We start from the raw sequence: 18,643 nt of genomic DNA, 5'->3' as shown, positions 1-18,643 counted from the left end.
CGCCGGCGCTAGCGCTTGGCGCGCATCGTGCGGATGTTGTCACCGACGAACAGGATCAGGCCGGCCCAGATCGCGGCGAAGCCGATCGCCTTGGCAGTATCGAACGCTTCGTGGAAGAAGAACACGCCCAGCAGCAGCTGCAGGCTCGGCGCGATGTACTGCAGGATGCCGACCAGCGACAGCGGGATGCGCTTCACGCCGTAGGCGAAACCGATCAGCGGCACTGCGGTCACTGCGCCACCGAAGACCAGCAGCAGGTCATTGCGCCAGCCCCAGCCATGGAAGAACGCGCCGCCATGGCCGTTTTCCGCCCAGATCGCGAAGGCCAGCGCCGGCAGGAACAGGTACATGCTCTCCACGCCCAGGCCGGCCACCGGATCGACCGAGACCAGCTTGCGCAGCAGGCCATACAGGCCGAACGAACAGGCCAGGCCCAGCGCGATCCACGGCGGCGTACCCGCGTCGATGGTCAGCCAGGCCACGCCCACCGCTGCCATCGCCACCGCCACCCACTGCAGGCGGCGCAGCCGCTCCTTCAGCACCAGCACGCCCAGCAGCACGTTCACCAGCGGGTTGATGAAGTAGCCCAGGCTGGTCTCGATCACATGGCCGGCGTTGACCGCCCAGATGTACAGGCCCCAGTTGAAGGCGATGGTCAGGCTCGACACCAGCAGGATCGGCAGCGCGCGCGGCTGCGCGGCGATCTTCTGCCACCAGCCCAGGCGCGAGCTGATCAAGAGCCAGCCCAGCACCATCACGGTGCTCCAGATGATGCGGTGGGCGATGATCTGGAAGGAGGGTACCTCGTTGAGCAGGTGCCAATAGACCGGCACCAGGCCCCAGATCACGAAGGTGGATGCGGTGACCAGCAGGCCCCGGCGTTGTTCTTTCTCGTCCATGTTCACTTCTTTCTCGTCCTTGCCATTGTCAGCACCACCACACCCAGGAGAATCACCGCCATCGCCAGCAGGTCGCGCCAGCCGAAGCGCTCGCCGTTGAGCAGCGCGCCCAGCAGCACCGCGATCACCGGATTGACGTACGCATAGCTGCCGGCCAGCGCCGGCCGCACGTTCTGCAGCAGCCAGACGTAGGCGGTGAAGGCAACGATGGAACCGAACACGCACAGGTAGGCCATCGCCAGCAGGCCACCGGTATCGGGCAGCGTGGTCGGGCGCTCGCCGACCGCCAGGCCGATCAGCACCAGCAGCACGCCACCGCAGATCATCTGCCCGGCGGCGGTCATGAACGGGCCCGGCAGGTCCAGGCCGCGCGCCCACACCGAACCGAAGGCCCAGCCGATCGGCGCGATCAGCAGCAGCACCAGCCCGGTCGGCGAGGCCGTCAGGCTGCTGCCGGCGTTGAGCCAGACTACGCCGAGGAAGCCGATGGCGATGCCCAGCCACTCACCGCGGCTGGCATGCTGCCCGCGCAGCGCCGAGAACAGCGCCATCCACAGCGGCACCGAGGCCACCGCTGTCGCGGCCAGGCCCGAGGACACCTCACGCTCGGCCAGCACCACCATGCCGTTGCCCAGCACCAGCATGGTCACGCCCATCACCACCAGGTTGCGCCACTGCCGCAGGGTCGGGTTCGGCATCTTCCAGAACAGGCGCAAGGCCAGGAACATCAGGCCACCGGCAATGATGAACCGGCTGCCGGAAACCATCGTCAGCGGCAGCGCGCCGCCGTGCAGGGCCTTGGCGATGCCCAGGTAGGTCGAGCCCCAAACCACGTAGACCAGCAGCAATGCCAGCGCGACAAGGCCACCCCGGGGGGCAGCCGCAGACGAAGAGGGGGGAACCGACATGACACACCAGGGAGCCGGGGGAAGGCGGATTCTAGGACGTTTTGAGTATGGTCCGGCACCCCGGACGGTGGCACGCTGTCATCCATCCATGCACCCTGCTCTGGTCTGCTACCCCGTGTTGACGGCCGATGCAGTACCAAGAGGGCTGCCCGGCCGCGCCGCCCCAAGGCCGGGCGCCGTTTTCCCTGCGCACGGACGCGCCGCATCGAGGATTCCCACCCAGATGAGCACCACGTCCCAACCTGCCGTACCCGCGAACGACCGCGCCGCCCTGCGCAGGTCGATCTCCAACACCCTCAAAGGCTCCGCCGGCAACCTGGTGGAGTGGTATGACGTCTACGTGTACTCGGTGTTCGCCGTGTACTTCGAATCGCAGTTCTTCTCGCCGGACGACAAGAACTCCACGATGTACGTGTGGGCGATCTTCGCCGCCACGTTCCTGATGCGCCCGATCGGTGCCTGGTTCTTCGGCCGCTTCGCCGACCGCCACGGCCGTCGGTTGGCGCTGACTGTCTCGGTCACGCTGATGGCGCTGTGCTCGTTCCTGATCGCCATCACCCCCACCGCCGCCAGCATCGGCATCTGGGCCGCAGTCATCCTGCTGTTCGCGCGCCTGCTGCAGGGCTTCGCCACCGGCGGCGAGTACGGCGCCAGCGCCACCTACATGTCCGAGGCCGCCATTCCCGGCCGTCGCGGCTTCCTGTCCTCCTTCCACTACGTCACCCTGGTTGGCGGCCATGTGCTGGCCCAGCTGACCCTGCTGCTGATGCTGACCTTCTGGGGCAAGCCGGAGATCTCCGAGTGGGGCTGGCGCATCGCCTTCGGCATCGGTGGCATCGCCGCGGTGGTGGTGTTCTGGCTGCGCCGCGGCATGGACGAATCGCTGTCGGAGTCGTCGATCGAAGCTGCGCGCGAGGGCAAGGCGCAGAAGTCCGGCTCGATGTACGAGCTGTTCGTGCACCAGTGGCGGCCGCTGCTGCTGTGCTTCCTGATCACCGCCGGTGGCACCGTGGCCTTCTACACCTACTCGGTGAACGGCCCGAAAATGATCCAGAGCGCATTCGCGGGCAACGACCCGATGACCGGCACCCTGATCAACCTGGGCGTGCTGGCGTTCCTGATGGTGCTGCAGCCGATCGGCGGCTGGCTGTCGGACATCATCGGCCGCAAGACCCTGCTGGTGTTCTTCGGTGTCGGCGGCGTGCTGTACAGCTGGTACCTGATCACCCAGCTGCCGCACCAGCACGACGCCACGCTGGCGTTCCTGACCCTGGCACTGGCCTTCGTCATCCTCACCGGCTACACCTCGATCAATGCCGTGGTGAAGGCCGAGCTGTTCCCCACCCACGTGCGTGCGCTGGGCGTAGGCCTGGGTTACGCGCTGGCCAACTCGCTGTTCGGCGGCACCGCCCCGTTGCTGTACCAGGGCGCGCTGAAGACAGGCCACGTCGACTGGTTCGCCATCTACGTGACCGCAACGATCGCGGTATCGTTGGTGGTCTATGTGTTCTTCCTCACCAACAAGGGCCCCAACTGGCTCGACGGCACCCGCAAGTAAGCGCGTTGCCCTGATCGCGGCCACCGGTGCACTGCCGGTGGCCGCTGCGTCTCCCGCCACGCCACTGATGTGGATCGCGGCGGCGCTGGCCGCAGCCACGGTACTGGCCTGGCTGCTGCGCCGCCCCAACGCACAGGCCGCGTGGCCACGCACCGGGTTCGGGGTCGCCCTGCTGGTGTTCTGCGCCGCGCTGGCGCTGCAGCTGGCGGTGGACCTGGGCAGCGGCCACAGCTCGCTGCAACTGCGCCTGCATCGCGGCATCAATGCAGGATCGCCGGTTGGCCTGCGTACGATGGTGGCGTGCTATCTGGCAGCGCTCGCTGCCGCCGGCTGGGGCGCATGGACGCTGCTGCGCGGGCGCAGGTAGTGCCGGCCGCTGGCCAGCAATGGCAATCGGCAATCCGCAATCGGTAGAGTCGACTGTTGGTCGACTGCTCTCTCTGTCGGCACCGAAAAACCCGCGCTGCGCGCGATAGTCGACTGACTGTCGACTCTACCCCCGGCGGAATGACATGACACCTCGCCGGTCCCGAGCCTCAGCGGCGGGCCGCTTCGCTCTTGTCGCGCGCGCCGCGGAACTCCGATTCCTTCTCCCACGTCGGCCAGCGGCGGCTGTTGGCCAGCTCGGCACCCAGGTCGTAGACCAGCAGAGTGTCAGCCGCGTGGCCGCTCGGATCCCAGCTCGGGGTCCAGGCATCGCAGGCCTGGTGGTAGCAGTCGGCGAAGTACTTCTCGCGCAGCGCGCGGCCGGCTTCAACGCCGCCGTCCAGCTTGTCCAGGCCCGGGCCGATGGTGATCGCCGGCACGCCCAGGCGGGCAAAGGCGAAGTGGTCGGCGCGGTAGAAGAAGCCGGCCTCCAGGTTCGGGTCCAGGCTGTAGCTGCGACCGCGGGCCTTGGCCACGCGTTCCAGGTCGCCTTCCAGCGACACCCGGCCCTTGCCCCACGAAGCGATGTCGCGGGTCGCGCCATCCGGGCTGAACATCTCGATGTTCAGCACTGCAGCGGTCTTGTCCAGCGGCGCCAGCGGATGCGCGGCGTAGTAGCTGGCGCCCAGCAGGCCCTTCTCTTCGGCGGTGAGGGCCACGAAGTACAGCGTGCGCTGCGGCTGCGGGCCGGCGGCGAACACGCGGCCCAGTTCCAGCACCGTGGCCACGCCGGTGGCGTTGTCGATCGCACCACGGCGGATGCGGTCGCCCTTGGCGTCGGCCTGGCCGATTCCGAAGGCATCCCAGTGCGCGGAGAAGATCACCGCCTCGTCGGCGTGTTCACCACCGGGCAGCTTGGCCACCACGTTGCGGGTCACCACCTGCTCGCGCTTGAGCGCGAAATCCACGCTCAGCTTCGCGTTGTCCAGTGCCACCGGGCGGAAGTCGGCACGCATCGCCTTGCGCTTCTCGGCATCGAAGTCCAAGCCGGCGTCAGCGAAGATCGCCTCGGCAAGTTCGCGCTGCATCCAGCCACGCAGCGGCGTGTGCTGCGCCATCGCCTCGGCCTGGCCGCGTTCGATGTCGAACAGCGGCGAGGTGCCCGAGCTCTTCACCGTGGCCCAGCCATAGGCGGCCGGCGCGGTCTCGTGCACGATCAGCACACCCTCGGCACCACGGCGCGCGGCTTCCTCGAACTTGTAGGTCCAGCGGCCGTAGTAGGTCACCGCCTTGCCATCGAACGCGCCCGGCGCATCGGCCTCGAAATCGGCGTCGTTGATCAGCACCACGGCGATCTTGCCGTGCAGGTCCACGTCCTTGTAGTCGTTCCAGTGGCGTTCCGGTGCGTCGATGCCATAGCCGACGAACACCAGTGGCGCGTCCTTGATCTGCACGCGCTTTCGCGGCTGCAGGCTCTGCAGGGTCACGTCCACGCCGTTGGCCAGCGCGCGCTTGCCCTGCTTCAGCGACAGGCTGGCCTTGGCCGGCCCGTCCAGCTGCGCGCGCACCAGCGGCACCGGCTGCACCCAGCTGCCATCCACGCCACCCGGCTGCAGGCCGTAGCTGCGGAACTGCTCGATCAGGTACTGCACCGTGCGCTCTTCGCCCTCGGTGGCCGGCGCGCGACCCTCGAATTCATCCGATGCCAGCACACGCACGTGCCGCGACAGAGCCTGCGGATCGATGCCGCCACCCGGGAGGTCGTTGGCCGCATGGGCCAGGCCGCCGACAAACAGGCAGGACGACAGCAGCAACACGCGCATCGGATTCACGGCAGTACCACGGCTAGCTTGGAAGTCACCAGAGTGTAACGTGGTCGTGACATCACGGCGCAGCCTGGGCTCGCGTCATCCACGCATGGCATGGGTCTACCTGCTGATGCGGTCCAGCCAGCAGGCCAGGCCCTGCGCGTTGAGTTCGATGTCCATCGCCAGAACAGCGATCACCGCCGCATCGTCCAGCGCACAGCCATGCAGCTGTGCACGTTCCAGGTACAGCGCCTGCAGCGCGGCCAGCAGGCAGCGGTGGCGGTCCGGCCGGCCATCGCACTGGCGGCCGATGGTGGCCATCGCATCGATCTGTTCGAACAGGTCGTTGGCCAGTTTCTGCACCTGCTCCACGCGGCCGTAGTGGGTCAGGTACATCGCCTGCGGGCCATAGCCCAGCATGCGCTGGATCGAGGCCTTCATCGCTTCCGGGTCGAACTGCACCGGCGACGAGGTCGGGAAGATGAAGACCCCCTGCGCACTGTCCAGCTCGCGGTAGGAAATGCCGAAGGTATCGCCGGTGAACCAGCTGCGGCTGCGCGCATCCCACACGCAGTAATGGTGCAGTGCGTGGCCCGGGGTGTGCAGCAGCACCAGCTCGCGGCCGGCCAGGTCGATACGGTGGCCGTCCTCGGCCACCACCACACGATGTTCGGGAATGGCCTCGATACGACCATAGCTGCGCGCGATTTCCTCGGCACCGTACACCGCCGTGGCACCGGCGATCAGCCGGGTCGGGTCGATCATGTGCGGCGCACCGCGCGGGTGCAGCACTGCCTTTGCGTTGGGCAGCTGCTGCATCAGCAGGCCGGCGCCGCCGGCGTGGTCCAGGTGCACGTGCGTGAGCAGCAGCCAGTCCACCGCGTCAACGGCCAGACCCGCGTTGGCCAGCGCCTGCAGCATCGCCGGCACCGACAGGCCGGTGCCACAGTCGACGAACGCGGCGCGGTCGCTTTCAACGATCAGATAGGCCGCGTCGAAGTCGGGACGCTGGAAGCCGGTATCGATGGTGTGGATGCTGGGGTCGGCGATCATCGGCACGCACCTGGCAGGATCGGGAACAGACGCCCATGGTAGGCGCGCGGGCGGTCCGGGTTCGATGCGGCTTTGGTCGGGTGGTGCCGGCCGCTGGCCGGCAACCTCGGGGCAGCCCGTTGAATGCAGTTGCCGGCCAGCGGCCGACACTACCGGTCCAACCAGCGCGGCCGCACCAGCAGCGCCAGCACCAGCACCGCCAGAAACGCGCCGTAGGCGTAAAGCACCGCCAGTACCTGCGGCCAGATGGGGCCGGCACCAAGCTGTGCCATGCCGATGCGATACCCCCACAGCATCGACGCGATGCTCAGCGCGAAGGCCAGCAACAGGGTGGAGCCATCGAACAGGCGCCGCCGCGGGGTGCGCGGCTGGCGCGGGAACAGCCAGTACAGGCTGCCCAGCAGCAGGAACCAGGGCAGGAACAGCAGCAGCGACAACCAGGCCATCGCAGACTCCATGTCATCGCGCCGGAGGCGCGCGGACATCATGCCATGACGTTCGTTCGCGGGTAGGGCCCGGCCGCTGGCCGGCGTTTTCCTATGCAGTGCCGTGGTAGTGCCGGCCGCTGGCCGGCATTTCCTATGCAGTTGCCGGCCAGCGGCCGGCACTACCCTTACGCTTCGCGCAGCATGGCCAGGGCCGCCAGCACGGCGTCCACTTCAGCGTCCAGCTTGAACAGTTCGCTCTGCAGCTGGTCACCCTGCTCCGCCTGCTTGATCACGGCAATCAACTGCCCCGCATCGCGCGGCGAATCGAAGCCTTCGCTCTGGATCAGCAGCGTGCCGTCACCGGCGGTCAGCTTGAAGTAGAAGCGGCCGTCCTTGTCGCGGTACTGCTTGAACTGCGGCGGTGCCACGCGGGCCACGCCGGCGTCCTCGCTGGCGATATCGCCTGCGGTGGACAGGTCACGCAGGCCCACCGCATGGCGCAGTTCGTCCAGCAGCGGTGCCGCCAGCTGCTCGCGCAGCTGCTGGCCACGGCGCTTGAGCAGCGCCTCGATCTTCTCCGGCTCGGCCATCAGCGCGTTGTAGCGCTCGCGCAGCGGCGACAGTTCGCTGTCGATGCGCTCGAACAGCTGCTGCTTGGCGTCACCCCAGCTGATGCCGGCGGCGAACGCCCTGGCGAATTCGGCGGTCTGTTCCGGGGTGGCGAAGGCCTGGTACATCTGGAACAGCGCCGAGCCCTCGGTGTCCTTCGGCTCGCCAGGTGCGCGCGAGTCGGTCAGGATCGAGAACACCAGCTTCTTCAGCTCCTCGCGCGGCACGAACAGCGGAATGGTGTTGTGGTAGCTCTTGCTCATCTTGCGGCCATCCAGGCCCGCCAGCGTCGCCACCTGCTCGTCGATCACCACGTCCGGCAGCGGGAAGTACTCCTTGCCATACACGTGGTTGAAGCGCTGGGCGAAGTCGCGCGCCATCTCGATGTGCTGGATCTGGTCACGGCCCACCGGTACCTGGTTGGCCTTGAAGATCAGGATATCGGCGGCCATCAGCACCGGATACATGAACAGGCCGGCGCTGACGCCTGCGTCCTCGTCCACGCCTTCCTCGCGGTTCTTGTCCACCGCCGCCTTGTAGGCGTGCGCGCGGTTGAGGATGCCCTTGCTGGCGATGGCGGTCAGGAACCACATCAGCTCGCTGGTCTCGCGGATGTCGCTCTGGCGGTAGAACCACACGTGTTCCGGGTCCAGGCCACAGGCCAGCCAGCTGGCCGCGATCTCCAGGGTCGCGCGCTGGGTGCGCTGCGGGTCCTGGGACTTGATCAGGCTGTGCAGGTCGGCCAGGAAGAAGAAGCTCTCGATCCCCGGCGCGCGGCTGGCCGCGATGGCCGGACGGATGGCGCCAACGTAGTTGCCCAGGTGGGGCGTGCCGGAGGGGGTGATGCCGGTAAGGACTCGGGTGGTCATGACTGCGTGGGGTAACCTTCGATGAACGGGGCCAGTTTACCTTGCACGCCACCAACCCCGTCAGGGCCTGCGGCGCGTTCATTCACGCAACCCCGCTGGAGACGCCCGATGAAACGCCTGCTGCCCCTGCTGCTGATCCTGCCCCTGGCCGGCTTCCGCCCCGCCCCGATGCCGCCGCCGGCCTACGAGGGCGGCCCCGTGCGCATGTCTCTGGTCGACCGCGACCGCGGCACCGAGTTGCGCAGCTACCCTGCCGAGGGCCAGCGCTGGGTGGCCGGCGAGCGCGGCCACCGCTACGCCGTGCGCCTGTACAACGACAGCCCGCGCCGGGTGCTGGTGGTGCTGTCGGTGGACGGCGTCAACGCCATCTCCGGCGAGGATGCCGATCCGTCGCAGACCGGCTACGTGCTCAACCCCGGCCAGCGCGCCGACATCACCGGCTGGCGCAAGAGCCAGGATGAAGTGGCGCAGTTCGTGTTCAGCAGCCCCAGCGGCAGCTATGCCAGCCGCACCGGTCGCCCGGACAACATCGGCGTGGTCGGCGTGGCGGTGTTCGAGGAAGCGCGCCGCTGGCGTCCGGATCCGATCCTGCGCCGCAGCCTGCCACTGCCGGCTCCGGCCCCGACGGCCGAAGCGGCGGCCGATGCCAGCGCCAGCAACAGCCGCATCGAGGGCTATGCCAGCAAGTCACAGACCCCTGCGCTGGGCACCGGCCACGGCGCACGCGAGCAGTCGTCGGTACGCGATACCGACTTCGAACGCGCCAGCCGCAGCCCGGCACAGGTTCTGCAGCTGCGCTACGACAGCGCCCGCAATCTGCGCGCGCGCGGCATCCTGGTCGATACGCCGCCGTCGCGCCTGCCGCGCGAACCGCAAGCGTTCCCGAACCGCTACGTGCCGGACCCCCCGGCGCGCTGAGCGCAGACAGCACGACGCCCGCAACCTCTCGGTGCGGGCGTTGTGCCGTGGGGGGAAAACCGTAGCGCTTACTTGTAGTCCGGGTAGTCCTTGCTCACGGCATCCTGGAACTCACGGACTTCCTTCTCAGCGCGATCCTTGGCCCAGCCATAACGTTCCTGCAGGCGGCCGGCCAGATACTCGGCATTGCCTTCAGCCACATCGAAGTCGTCGTTGGTCAGATCGCCCCACTTGGCCTGGGCCTTGCCCTTCAGCTGCGACCACTTGCCGGAAATGATGTCTTTGTTCATTGCTGGGAGTCCTTGGTTGCAACGGCGTTCTTACCGTGGCTACAGCTTCGCGCAGCGGCTGTTGAGTGCCGGTCAACCGACCATGAAAGCACTGCTCACCTGCTTGAATGGTTCACTACGCTTCGACACGTACGCTGCAGAAAAACGCGCAAGAAAAAAGGCCGGGGAGGTCCCCCCGGCCTTTTTGCTTTCCGTTCCACTTCAGGCTCAACGGCCCTTGGCGGCATCCTCAACCTTTTCGCCAGCCTTCTGCACGTCCTTGCCGGCACCGGCAACGGTGTTGCAACCGGCCAGCAGGGCCACCGAGAACATCGACAACAGCATCAGGGCAACTACGCGCTTCATGGGCTTCTCCTTGGGTTCGCCGCTATACCGCTTCATTCGCGGATGGGGTTCGGTCGCTCGGCGGAAGGAGCCAATGCCACTGCCGCCGCGTGATGTGCAATCTGGCGGCAGGGGCGTGGAGCGCGTGTGAACGGATCATCGATCCGTTCAGGCGGAGAGCTCAGTCGCGCATCAGGGTGGACTTGCCGAACAGGCTTTCGACCAGGTCCACGGCCAGTTCGGCGGTGGCATTCTGCTTGTCCAGCAAGGGGTTGAGCTCGACGATGTCCAGCGAACCCATGCGCCCGGTGTCGGCAATCATCTCCATCACCAGCTGCGCCTCGCGGTAGTTCACCCCGCCCGGCACGGTGGTGCCGACGCCCGGTGCGATGCTCGGGTCGAGGAAATCCACATCGAAGCTGACATGCAGGTGGCTGTTCTCGTCGATGCCCGCCAGTGCTGCCTCGACCGCGCGCTTCATGCCGTTCTCGTCGATGTAGCGCATGTCGTAGACATCCACCCTGTGGGTCTTGATCAGGCGCTTCTCTTCCGGGTCCACCGAACGGATGCCGATCTGGTGCACCTGGATGGGGGTGATCGCCGGTGCGCTGCCGCCGAGGTGGGTCAGCGCCTTCGGGCCGAGGCCGCACAGGCAGGCCACCGGCATGCCGTGGATGTTGCCCGATGGAGTGACATCGCTGGTGTTGAAGTCCGAATGCGCATCCAGCCACAGCACGCGCAGGGTCTTGCCCTGCTCGCGGCACCAGCGTGCCACGGCAGTGATCGAACCGATGCCCAGGCAGTGGTCGCCGCCGAGCATGATCGGCATGCGGCCGGCCTGCAGTTCGGCATAGCTGGCTTCCATCAGCGCGTGGTTCCACGCCACCACTTCATCCAGGTGGCGGTAGCCTTCCACCGGCGCGGTCCACGGATTGCGCGGACCATCCAGGTTGCCCAGGTCGCGCACATCCACGCCGCGCGCCTCGAGCGCTTCCGGCAGCCCAGCCACGCGCAGCGCTTCCGGCCCCAGCCGTGCACCGCGATGGCCGGCACCCACGTCGGTGGGAACGCCAATCAGCGATACGGAAATGGGATGGGCCATGGGTGCCTCCTGCGGGGGAAAAAGAAGCACAGTCTAGCCAGAGCTGTGTGACACCACTCGCGGCGGTGCAGCAGGGCCATTGCATGGCATGATGCCGCGCGGAGCCAACCGCCCTTCATGGAAGATTGCGATGTCGCCTTTCATCAATACCGCCTGGCCACGCTTTTTCATGGTCGCGCTGCCCATCGCTGCGTTTGGTTTTTTTTTCAGCAGCTCGATTGATGCGTCGCCGAACGCCTGGCTGATGCAGGCGACGCTGCTGCTGGTGCCGTTCTCGACCCTGGTATTCCTCGGGTTGGGTTGGCAGCGTCTGCGCAAAGCACACGCCGAACACCCGATTCTGAAAAGCGAGCTGCCCCGTGTGGCGACGGCATTGATCGGCAACGTGAAGCTGGCGGCGCTATGGTTCGGCCTGACCTTCGTTGGCATGTTCACCCTGATGCTGGCGTGGGTGTTGCTGTATAAGTCCTGCGGCTGAAGCCTGCCCCAACCCGCTGCGCGCTCAGCGTCCGCGGCGGCGAACCGGCGTCAGGCTCTGCACCTGGCCGTTGTTGCGCATCATGCACAGGAAGCGGCCATCGGGGTAATCGATGATCAGTTCCTGGTAATCGCTGCCCACCGGCATCTGGGTGACCAGAGCGCCCTGCGCGCGCTTGCGCATGTTGCAGGCGCCCAACGCGGTATCGCCTGCCGGCGCGGGGGTAGTCACCGAGGACACATTGCGGAACACCGCGCGGCAGCCGCCATTGACCCACACCGAGTGCCGCGACAGGCCCCAGTTCTTGCCCTCCTCGCAGCGGGTACGGCTGAGCTGGCGCACGATTTCCACATTGCCACGGGTATTCAGATCGCACGACACCTGTTGCTGGCCGGTGGATTCGCAAGTGACTTCGCGCGGCAGCGCGGCATCCCCGGCGGCAGCGTCGCCAGGGCGGGCGCTGTTTGTGGCGGGCGCGGGCGCACCGCTGCTACTGACCTGGCAGATGCCATTGGCGCCGCCTCGGCCGGTGTAGCTGACCTGCGGCGAGCCGTCATCGTTGCGGCTGATCGACAGCGTGATGCCACTGTTGGCATCGCCTGCTTCGAAATAGCGGTCGTTGAAACGTTTCAGCGTGGCCTCGCGGCCCTGCACGTAGACCGGCCCGCCTTCATCAGCGTGCACATCGATACCGCCCGGGCAGCTGGCGTTGAAGAACGGTACCGCAGCCATGGCCGGGGCCGCGAAAGCGGTGGATACCAGTGCGACGGTGAGCGACAGGGCGTGGCGACGCATGTGCGGATCCCGAAGAGGCCCAGGTGGGCGTGTAGCGGCAGTATGCGGTGGGCGCTGCGGGCGGTCCGTGAGGAATATCAAGATCCGGGGCGCCCGTTGGCACTTTTGGGTCTGGTATCGTTGCCTTGGTCCCTTGCCGAGGCTGTTAAGCCAGCTTTACGTCGCACGCTACTGTAAGCCGTGCGGCAACAGTGGCGCAGCCCGGATGACCGATGATGACGGCGCTGCGCGATATGTCGCTTCTGGCATTGCGATGCTCGAAACGGGCCAAACGCGATAATTCATTTTTCCTTTCAGATCACCCGATGCCATCGAAACAAACGACTGGCAGGCGGTGATTTCACGTGCGCATGATGAATCGCCACCTGCAAAGGTGGTCGGGACTTCCAAGCCCGTTTAATCGAAGCTGTATACGCTTGCCAGCCGGCGCCGTCTTCCCAAAAGCGGCGCCGGCTGGCAATCCGTTCGCCGATCGACGGCGGGCGGTGCGTGGGGGCCCTGTGCCCGCCGGCTCATCGATTTCCGGTCTTGGAAGCCACGCATCGCCCGCCACCCTACCGTGGCGGCACCTCTGTTCCTGACGAGGATGCCTGCATGTCCAGAACCCACCACCCGTACCTGACCGCCACCTTGGGCGAGGCGGCCCTGCGCCTGCCGCCCGAACTGGCGCAGCCGTTGGAAGCTGCTTTCGCTGCCGCGAACGAGGCGCCCGCGCCGATCAACCTGCCCGGATGCCTGCAGCGCATCCAGGCCGGTGACGCCGCCGATGGACAGCCGTGGCCGGAGCCCTCCACCACACCCGGCCAGGCCGTGGCCGCCGCACGCCGGGATCGCGCCGCGGTGGGTTTGGTGTCGCTGTTGGAGCTGTATCACGCCGCCGAGCGCGTGCGCGTGGATGGGGAAGAGAAAGACGACATCGGCGACGGCACGCGCGAAGGTCTGATGCTGGCCTGCCGGGGGCTGGCGGAGTATGTGGCGTTGCAGATGGGTGGGACTCAATAATGCGGAACGTTGAGATCCCCAACGCATAGGTTCAACACGCCGCAACCCAGCTAACGATTCAGGCAGACCCGCTGCTGGAATGAGCACGCCCTACCCAAACCTGTCCTCGTTGAGCTGCGGCTGGACGAAGAGGATTCGCGTGGCGGCGCTGTTGCCGAGATGATCGCGTCCACCGCACGCCCCATGGCGCCTTCCATGAGTCCTGAACTCATGTGGTACAGCTTCGTCTTGAATGACAGAGCCATCACCCGGATCCGTCCTGGAACGCGGACGAATTGCACGATCTCATTCGTCAACCATGACGGTGCGAACGAGGTATTCCCCTGTGGCACGGTGGCCGCCTTCGGAGACGGATCGTCGACAAGAGGGTTGATCCGCATCATTCGGTTTGATTAAGACTGATCGCACCGGACTTCTTGGAGCGGCGGAAGTGGAGCGCAGTGCCTTGACGCCTCACACGGCACTGGCATGCAGGCGCACACACAAGGCACGGGTCACCTTCAGGATGGTGGCGAAATCGGGGCTGCGTTCGCCGGACAGTGCGCGGTAAAGGCTCTCGCGCGACAGGCCCGCCGCGCGCGCAACCTTGCTCATACCCTGAGCGCGCGCGATGTCGCCAAGCGCCTTAGCGATGAATGCGGAATCGCCGTCGCTTTCCTCGATGCAGGCGTCGAGATAGGCGGCCATTTCTTCGGGTGTCCGAAGGTGTTCGGCCACATCAAATGCTTTGAGTTCGACTTTTTTCTTAGTGGCCATGATGGAACAGCTCCAGTACTTGGGTATTGATTCGTTTCGACTACAGCCGGTTCGACGCTCACAGGGCACGTGCAATCTCCCTGGCCTTTTCGATATCGCGTTGCTGTGAGCTTTTGTCACCTCCGACCAAAAGAATCAGCAACTGCCTGCCGCGCTGGGTGTAGTACAGGCAGTAGCCCGGCCCTGCATCGACACGCAGTTCGGAAATACCGTCCCCCAGATAGCGGTGATCGCCCGGATGGCCTTCGGTGAGCCGACCGATGCGGGCCAGGATGCGAGCGCGCGCAGTTACGTCCTTGAGAGCGTCAATCCATGTCGCGAACTGACGGGTACGCTGGATCTTCATGGAAAAATGTAGCCTACTGACTACACATTTTCAACTACGAGAAACGCGTATCAACCACGAAGGACGCGCACAGACAGGTGGGACGCGCCTCGTCAGGTGCAAGATGAGATAACAGCAAGGCAGGAAAAGAAGGGGAGAGACGCAGCAGGGAGCAGTGCTCGACCGATTACTGCGCCGCCGTGTCGAGCTGCACAACTGGAGTGTGGTGGTGCCGCTTATCCGAATCGAACGGATGACCTACTGTTTACAAGACAGTTGCTCTACCAACTGAGCTAAAGCGGCATGGGGGATGCACCGGCGGCAGCGCCGCGGTCCGGGGATTCTAGCGCAACCGCGTGCATTCCAGCGACCGGCTCTGTGCCGCCCCGCTGCGCTGCTGGGCCTGGGCCGGCTGCGTGCCTGCCGCCAGCTGCCCTTCCAGCCACCACTGGCCGGCGTCGCCGCTGGCGACAAGGCGCGGCTGGAAGCCGGCGGCCTGCACCGCCGCCATGCGCCGCTCGGCGCCTTCGCGGTTGCGGTACTGGCCCAGCGCCACGGCGTTGGCCTCCTCGCCTTGGCTGATGATGTAGTAGTCGCTCAGGCCAGCGGCGACGATGCGTTTCACGGTGGCCTGGGCTTCTTCGCGGTTGGCGGCGGCCGGCAGCATCACCCGGTAACGGGCGCTGCCGCTGGCAGCGGGCTGTTCGCGCAGGCGCACCTGGCTGAGCAGCGTGCCGGCCTTGCCCTGCGCGCTGCTCGCGGTGGCGCGGTCGGCGAACGGGCCCAGCGCGACGCAGCGCGGCGGTTCGGCAGCCACGGGCGGGGTTACGGGCCTTTCCGGCGCCGGCGCCGGGGTCGGGGTCGGTGCAGGCGGTGTTGCCGGCTTGGCAGCGGCAGCAACCGGCGTAGCCTCAGCCGCCTGCGGCTTGGCAATCTCCGGCTTGGCCGGGGCGGCGGGCGCCGGCGTTACAGCCACGGCCGTATTGTCCGCCGGTTCGCGCTCCATCAACGGCGCGGTCGGCGCGGCGGCTGTGGCTTCGGCGGCCGCAGCGGCATCCACGCCACCGGGCACCCAGCGCAGCTCGGCCACGCCGGCCGGTTGCGGCGGCGGCGCAGGCTTCTGCGGCGCATCGCGCAGCAGCCACCAGCAGGCGACGCCAAGATTGAGGATGGCCAGTACGACGATCAGGGCACGGGTCAGCATGCGCGGATACTAGCCTGCGGGCTGGTGCACCGCCCAGCGGGCGAGGCCATCCAGCACCAGCGAGGGATGGTAATCCGCGCCGGGCAGCAACGGCATCAGCGCCGGTGCGCCGCCACCGTGCACCAGCAGCGACGGTGCCACGCCCAGCAGCGTGTGCGCCTGCTGTGCGCTGCGTTCGATCAGTGCCACGGCCGCACCATCGCAGCCGGAGGCCAGCGCGTCGGCGGTGTCGTTGGCGAATTCGCTGTAGTCACCGCCGGTAGCCGGCAGCTGCACCGCGCGGGCATGCAGTGCTTCGCGCATGGTGGTGGGCGATGCGGAAATGCGGCCACCGTGGTGTTGGCCGTCGGCGTCAAGCAGATCAATCGTCAGTGCGGTGCCCACCCCGACCACCAGCACCGGGCGCTGCGCCTTGGCCGCGGCCAGCAGGGCCAGGAAGCGGTCCACACCGAATTTTTCGGGCTTGGCATAGGCAATGCGCACACCGGCGCATTCGGCGCTGGTACGCACCACGTGCACGTGCTCGAAGCGACGTTGCAGCTGGTCCAGCATGGCGCTGGTCAGCGACGGTGCGGCCACGCTGGCCACGAACGCGGTGGTACCGCTGGGCAGGCTGTGCGGCGGCTGTCCGGCCATGCCTTCGGCGCCATGCGCCCAGGCCTGCACGTCACCGGCACGGTCACCCTGCAACGGCGCGAACTTGAAGCGCGAGTTGCCGAGGTCGAACAACCAATCGCTCATGCCGCCCTCACGCTGACTTCGCCGGCGTGCAGCAGGCGCTCACGGCCATCGATGCGCACGCACAAGGCGCCGTCATCAGCCAGGCCGAGTGCGGTGCCATGCTGCCACTGCCCTTCCAGTTCCACCCGCACTTCGCGACCGGCCAGCATGTCGAACGCGGCGTAGCGCGGCAGGAAGGGAGCGAGGCCTTCGCGATCGAATTCTTCCAGTGCCGGCAGCAGGCGCGCCAGCACGGCAGCAACCACCACGTTGCGGTCCACCGGCTTGCCGGCCAGCGTGTCCAGGTCAACCCACGGCTGGGTGATCTGCTCGGCGAAGGACGGCGGCATGTGCGTGTTGATGCCGATGCCGATCACCGCGCGCGCCGGGCCGGCGTATTCGCCACCGCCTTCTGCGAGCAGGCCGACCAGCTTGCGCTTGCCATCGACGATCAGGTCATTCGGCCACTTCAGCTGCGCCTGGGTGTAGCCCAGGTCGTGCAGCGCTTCGGCCACGGCGATGCCGGCCACCAGGCTCAGCCCGGCCAAGCGACCGAGGCCACCGGAAAACAGCCGCAGTACCGACAGGTAGATATGCGCGGCCAGCGGCGACGCCCACGTACGGCCGCGACGGCCGCGGCCGCCGGTCTGGCGCTCGGCCAGCAGAACGCTCACCCCGCGCTGGGGCGCGCTGCAACGCAGCAATTCGGCGTTGGTCGAGTCCACTGTCCAGGCCACCTGGAGGTCGTGCAGCAGCGCCTGGGCGTCGCCGGGCAGGCCGGCGCGGATCGCGGCCGGGTCCAGCAGGTCGACCGGGCGGGTCAGGCCATAGCCCTCACCTGCACGCCCCTCGATGTCTACACCGGCGGCTCTAAGTCCTTGAATACGCTTCCAAATGGCCGCCCGGGTCTGGCCCAGCTCACGGGCCAGGGCGTCGCCGGAGAGGCGACCGGCAGCGAGTTTGGCCAGCAATTGGCGGTCGTCCACGGCAGCTTCCACGAAGTCAGGAAGGAATTATGCGGGAAAGCCGCCAGCGGCGCCCGCCACGCTGGGTTCCGCGGGGGCTTCCAACGGGGCGCCGGGTTCGGGCTAGAATCGGGAACTCACCTTCCCTTAACGTGGATGTCGTCAATGCGCCGTTATGCCCATTGCCTGATCCTGCTGACGATGCCCTTCGCGGCGTCTGCGACGGCAGCGCTGGACGACAGCCGCGGCGCCTGCGTGTCCTCCAACGGCGATGCCGCTTCGCAGCGTGCACCGACCGCGACCGCTTCGGCCGCCACCACCAAGCCGGCACCGGTCCGCCCGGCAGCCAGCACCAGCACGGGCGGCGGTGGCAGCGATGACGACGTGCTGCAGCGCATCCGCGCACCGAAGTGGCACAGCTACCTGCCGGGAATGTTCCGCTGATCAAGTCGTTGCTGCAGTGGCTGCGGCCTGCGCCGCGGCCGATCGACGATGTACTGTGGGATGAGGCCTGCCGCCGTGCGGCTTGGATGCACGGTCTGGACGACGATCGCCGCGCGCGATTGCGCCTGCTGGCCACGCGCTTCCTGCACGAGAAGACCATTACCCCGATCGGCGAGCTGCAGCTGGAGGCCGGCGATGGCGTGCTGCTGGCGGCACTGTGCTGCCTGCCGCTGCTGGAGTTCGGCGAGGTGGGTCTGGAAGGCTGGTCGCAGCTGATCGTCTACCCCGATGCATTCCGCGTACATCGCAGCCACATGGATGCGGCCGGCGTACTGCATGAGTGGGATGACGAACTGATTGGCGAGTCGTGGGACAGCGGTCCGTTGATCCTGTCGTGGGCCGATGTGCAGGCCGACCTGGCGACGCCGCACGAGGGCTACTGCGTGGCGGTGCACGAGATGGTGCACAAGCTGGATGCGCTGGATGGCGCGATGGACGGCACGCCGCCACTGCCGCGCGAGTGGCAGCGCGAGTGGGCAGCCACCTTCCAGCGTTCCTACGACGCCTTCTGCGCGCAGGTGGATGCCGGCGAGGAGACGTTGATCGACCCGTACGCGGCCGAGGCGCCGGAAGAGTTCTTCGCGGTGGCCAGCGAGTATCACTTCTCGGCACCGGATCTGCTGCAGCAGGCGTTGCCGGAGGTCGCCGCGCAGCTGCAGCGGTTCTATGGCGAGCCGCCAAGGATCGAAACACGGTAGTGCCGGCCGCTGGCCGGCAACCTGGCAATGCCACCGAAGATCATGAGGGTGCCGGCCAGCGGCC

General features: G+C 67.1%; 22 protein-coding genes and 1 tRNA gene. 7 read left to right on the top strand and 16 right to left on the bottom strand.

What is annotated here, in order from left to right:
* Nucleotides 1-8 precede the first annotated feature (8 nt).
* Both rarD and yedA read right to left on the bottom strand, forming a co-directional pair.
* Complete coding sequence (gene rarD / locus H4O10_RS18275; protein ID WP_049454238.1) at nucleotides 9-905, bottom strand: EamA family transporter RarD; 897 nt, start codon at nucleotides 903-905, stop codon at nucleotides 9-11.
* The gene (yedA, locus tag H4O10_RS18270; protein WP_043035189.1) at nucleotides 902-1,807 is read right to left on the bottom strand and encodes a drug/metabolite exporter YedA; all 906 of its coding nucleotides are present in this window, start codon (nucleotides 1,805-1,807) and stop codon (nucleotides 902-904) included. Before yedA ends, rarD begins: the two co-directional genes overlap by 4 nt.
* Nucleotides 1,808-2,030: 223 nt before the next feature.
* Between yedA and H4O10_RS18265 the strand changes: the two genes are divergently transcribed.
* Together H4O10_RS18265 and H4O10_RS18260 are read left to right on the top strand one after the other, a co-directional pair.
* Entirely contained in the window at nucleotides 2,031-3,365 is a 1,335-nt protein-coding gene (locus H4O10_RS18265) for an MFS transporter (protein WP_033833624.1), read from the top strand.
* A 67-nt stretch (nucleotides 3,366-3,432) separates the two neighbouring features.
* Nucleotides 3,433-3,732 carry a hypothetical protein gene (locus H4O10_RS18260; RefSeq protein ID WP_033833623.1) on the top strand — a complete coding sequence of 100 codons (300 nt, stop codon included), beginning with the start codon at nucleotides 3,433-3,435 and terminating at the stop codon, nucleotides 3,730-3,732.
* A gap of 169 nt (nucleotides 3,733-3,901) precedes the next feature.
* Here the strand turns inward: H4O10_RS18260 and H4O10_RS18255 are convergent, their stop codons facing one another.
* The 4 genes from H4O10_RS18255 to H4O10_RS18240 form a co-directional block, all read right to left on the bottom strand.
* Nucleotides 3,902-5,554 carry a M28 family metallopeptidase gene (locus H4O10_RS18255; protein WP_088470132.1) on the bottom strand — a complete coding sequence of 551 codons (1,653 nt, stop codon included), beginning with the start codon at nucleotides 5,552-5,554 and terminating at the stop codon, nucleotides 3,902-3,904.
* A 105-nt stretch (nucleotides 5,555-5,659) separates the two neighbouring features.
* Nucleotides 5,660-6,592 (bottom strand): MBL fold metallo-hydrolase, encoded by a 933-nt coding sequence (locus tag H4O10_RS18250; protein WP_049454235.1) that lies wholly within the window; start codon nucleotides 6,590-6,592, stop codon nucleotides 5,660-5,662.
* A gap of 149 nt (nucleotides 6,593-6,741) precedes the next feature.
* Nucleotides 6,742-7,038 (bottom strand): hypothetical protein, encoded by a 297-nt coding sequence (locus H4O10_RS18245; protein ID WP_049454233.1) that lies wholly within the window; start codon nucleotides 7,036-7,038, stop codon nucleotides 6,742-6,744.
* A 167-nt stretch (nucleotides 7,039-7,205) separates the two neighbouring features.
* Nucleotides 7,206-8,498, bottom strand: coding sequence for a tryptophan--tRNA ligase (locus H4O10_RS18240; protein WP_180845702.1), 1,293 nt, complete (start codon nucleotides 8,496-8,498; stop codon nucleotides 7,206-7,208).
* A gap of 108 nt (nucleotides 8,499-8,606) precedes the next feature.
* On the opposite strand from H4O10_RS18240, the gene H4O10_RS18235 reads away from it, so the two are divergent.
* Complete coding sequence (locus tag H4O10_RS18235) at nucleotides 8,607-9,416, top strand: hypothetical protein (RefSeq protein WP_033833620.1); 810 nt, start codon at nucleotides 8,607-8,609, stop codon at nucleotides 9,414-9,416.
* A 68-nt stretch (nucleotides 9,417-9,484) separates the two neighbouring features.
* Here the strand turns inward: H4O10_RS18235 and H4O10_RS18230 are convergent, their stop codons facing one another.
* From H4O10_RS18230 to rocF, 3 genes are all read right to left on the bottom strand, one after another.
* Entirely contained in the window at nucleotides 9,485-9,706 is a 222-nt protein-coding gene (locus H4O10_RS18230) for a CsbD family protein (protein WP_004153772.1), read from the bottom strand.
* Nucleotides 9,707-9,913: 207 nt separating this feature from the next.
* Nucleotides 9,914-10,051 carry an entericidin A/B family lipoprotein gene (locus H4O10_RS18225; RefSeq protein WP_005407710.1) on the bottom strand — a complete coding sequence of 46 codons (138 nt, stop codon included), beginning with the start codon at nucleotides 10,049-10,051 and terminating at the stop codon, nucleotides 9,914-9,916.
* Between the two features lie 160 nt (nucleotides 10,052-10,211).
* The gene (rocF, locus tag H4O10_RS18220; protein ID WP_049454231.1) at nucleotides 10,212-11,132 is read right to left on the bottom strand and encodes an arginase; all 921 of its coding nucleotides are present in this window, start codon (nucleotides 11,130-11,132) and stop codon (nucleotides 10,212-10,214) included.
* Nucleotides 11,133-11,262: 130 nt separating this feature from the next.
* Between rocF and H4O10_RS18215 the strand changes: the two genes are divergently transcribed.
* On the top strand, nucleotides 11,263-11,610 hold the full coding sequence (locus H4O10_RS18215; RefSeq protein WP_049454229.1) for a hypothetical protein: 348 nt from the start codon (nucleotides 11,263-11,265) through the stop codon (nucleotides 11,608-11,610).
* 24 nt (nucleotides 11,611-11,634) lie between these two features.
* Here the strand turns inward: H4O10_RS18215 and H4O10_RS18210 are convergent, their stop codons facing one another.
* Nucleotides 11,635-12,405, bottom strand: a complete 771-nt coding sequence (locus tag H4O10_RS18210) for a DUF3011 domain-containing protein (protein ID WP_049454227.1) — start codon at nucleotides 12,403-12,405, stop codon at nucleotides 11,635-11,637.
* Between the two features lie 594 nt (nucleotides 12,406-12,999).
* Here H4O10_RS18210 and H4O10_RS18205 point away from each other — a divergent pair.
* A complete protein-coding gene (locus tag H4O10_RS18205; RefSeq protein WP_049454224.1) occupies nucleotides 13,000-13,407 on the top strand; it encodes a hypothetical protein in 408 nt (135 codons plus the stop codon).
* A 453-nt stretch (nucleotides 13,408-13,860) separates the two neighbouring features.
* On the opposite strand, the gene H4O10_RS18200 is transcribed toward H4O10_RS18205, so the two are convergent.
* The 6 genes from H4O10_RS18200 to birA all read right to left on the bottom strand — a co-directional run bounded on the left by H4O10_RS18200 (nucleotide 13,861) and on the right by birA (nucleotide 17,398).
* Nucleotides 13,861-14,163, bottom strand: a complete 303-nt coding sequence (locus tag H4O10_RS18200; protein WP_049454221.1) for an addiction module antidote protein — start codon at nucleotides 14,161-14,163, stop codon at nucleotides 13,861-13,863.
* Between the two features lie 58 nt (nucleotides 14,164-14,221).
* Entirely contained in the window at nucleotides 14,222-14,509 is a 288-nt protein-coding gene (locus H4O10_RS18195) for a type II toxin-antitoxin system RelE/ParE family toxin (protein WP_033833615.1), read from the bottom strand.
* Between the two features lie 206 nt (nucleotides 14,510-14,715).
* A tRNA-Thr gene (locus H4O10_RS18190) sits at nucleotides 14,716-14,791 on the bottom strand.
* Nucleotides 14,792-14,831: 40 nt separating this feature from the next.
* Entirely contained in the window at nucleotides 14,832-15,692 is an 861-nt protein-coding gene (locus tag H4O10_RS18185; RefSeq protein WP_049452260.1) for an SPOR domain-containing protein, read from the bottom strand.
* 9 nt (nucleotides 15,693-15,701) lie between these two features.
* Nucleotides 15,702-16,433, bottom strand: a complete 732-nt coding sequence (locus tag H4O10_RS18180) for a type III pantothenate kinase (RefSeq protein WP_005407698.1) — start codon at nucleotides 16,431-16,433, stop codon at nucleotides 15,702-15,704.
* Complete coding sequence (gene birA, locus H4O10_RS18175) at nucleotides 16,430-17,398, bottom strand: bifunctional biotin--[acetyl-CoA-carboxylase] ligase/biotin operon repressor BirA (protein ID WP_049452262.1); 969 nt, start codon at nucleotides 17,396-17,398, stop codon at nucleotides 16,430-16,432. The genes H4O10_RS18180 and birA overlap by 4 nt, the downstream gene beginning before the upstream one ends.
* A gap of 144 nt (nucleotides 17,399-17,542) precedes the next feature.
* Here birA and H4O10_RS18170 point away from each other — a divergent pair, with 144 nt between their 5' ends.
* Nucleotides 17,543-17,821 (top strand): hypothetical protein, encoded by a 279-nt coding sequence (locus H4O10_RS18170; RefSeq protein ID WP_005407696.1) that lies wholly within the window; start codon nucleotides 17,543-17,545, stop codon nucleotides 17,819-17,821.
* The gene (locus H4O10_RS18165) at nucleotides 17,788-18,579 is read left to right on the top strand and encodes a M90 family metallopeptidase (protein ID WP_176425392.1); all 792 of its coding nucleotides are present in this window, start codon (nucleotides 17,788-17,790) and stop codon (nucleotides 18,577-18,579) included. Before H4O10_RS18170 ends, H4O10_RS18165 begins: the two co-directional genes overlap by 34 nt.
* The last annotated feature ends 64 nt before the right edge of the window (nucleotides 18,580-18,643 follow it).

The organism is Stenotrophomonas sp. I18B00994 (assembly GCF_014145825.1).
Classification (GTDB): Bacteria; Pseudomonadota; Gammaproteobacteria; order Xanthomonadales; family Xanthomonadaceae; genus Stenotrophomonas; species Stenotrophomonas maltophilia.
The sequence above is the reverse complement of the archived record's forward strand: the minus strand, read 5'-3'. Positions and strand labels throughout refer to the sequence as shown.

Coding starts and splice junctions, on each gene's coding strand:
- H4O10_RS18200 (WP_049454221.1), bottom strand. CDS start 14,163: ATGGCCACTAAGAAAAAAGTCGAACTCAAAGCATTTGATGTGGCCGAA.
- H4O10_RS18230 (WP_004153772.1), bottom strand. CDS start 9,706: ATGAACAAAGACATCATTTCCGGCAAGTGGTCGCAGCTGAAGGGCAAG.
- H4O10_RS18195 (WP_033833615.1), bottom strand. CDS start 14,509: ATGAAGATCCAGCGTACCCGTCAGTTCGCGACATGGATTGACGCTCTC.
- yedA (WP_043035189.1), bottom strand. CDS start 1,807: ATGTCGGTTCCCCCCTCTTCGTCTGCGGCTGCCCCCCGGGGTGGCCTT.
- rocF (WP_049454231.1), bottom strand. CDS start 11,132: ATGGCCCATCCCATTTCCGTATCGCTGATTGGCGTTCCCACCGACGTG.
- H4O10_RS18215 (WP_049454229.1), top strand. CDS start 11,263: ATGTCGCCTTTCATCAATACCGCCTGGCCACGCTTTTTCATGGTCGCG.
- H4O10_RS18225 (WP_005407710.1), bottom strand. CDS start 10,051: ATGAAGCGCGTAGTTGCCCTGATGCTGTTGTCGATGTTCTCGGTGGCC.
- H4O10_RS18265 (WP_033833624.1), top strand. CDS start 2,031: ATGAGCACCACGTCCCAACCTGCCGTACCCGCGAACGACCGCGCCGCC.
- H4O10_RS18260 (WP_033833623.1), top strand. CDS start 3,433: ATGTGGATCGCGGCGGCGCTGGCCGCAGCCACGGTACTGGCCTGGCTG.
- H4O10_RS18240 (WP_180845702.1), bottom strand. CDS start 8,498: ATGACCACCCGAGTCCTTACCGGCATCACCCCCTCCGGCACGCCCCAC.
- H4O10_RS18245 (WP_049454233.1), bottom strand. CDS start 7,038: ATGGCCTGGTTGTCGCTGCTGCTGTTCCTGCCCTGGTTCCTGCTGCTG.
- H4O10_RS18180 (WP_005407698.1), bottom strand. CDS start 16,433: ATGAGCGATTGGTTGTTCGACCTCGGCAACTCGCGCTTCAAGTTCGCG.
- H4O10_RS18185 (WP_049452260.1), bottom strand. CDS start 15,692: ATGCTGACCCGTGCCCTGATCGTCGTACTGGCCATCCTCAATCTTGGC.
- H4O10_RS18235 (WP_033833620.1), top strand. CDS start 8,607: ATGAAACGCCTGCTGCCCCTGCTGCTGATCCTGCCCCTGGCCGGCTTC.
- H4O10_RS18255 (WP_088470132.1), bottom strand. CDS start 5,554: ATGCGCGTGTTGCTGCTGTCGTCCTGCCTGTTTGTCGGCGGCCTGGCC.
- H4O10_RS18205 (WP_049454224.1), top strand. CDS start 13,000: ATGTCCAGAACCCACCACCCGTACCTGACCGCCACCTTGGGCGAGGCG.
- H4O10_RS18210 (WP_049454227.1), bottom strand. CDS start 12,405: ATGCGTCGCCACGCCCTGTCGCTCACCGTCGCACTGGTATCCACCGCT.
- H4O10_RS18250 (WP_049454235.1), bottom strand. CDS start 6,592: ATGATCGCCGACCCCAGCATCCACACCATCGATACCGGCTTCCAGCGT.
- H4O10_RS18170 (WP_005407696.1), top strand. CDS start 17,543: ATGCGCCGTTATGCCCATTGCCTGATCCTGCTGACGATGCCCTTCGCG.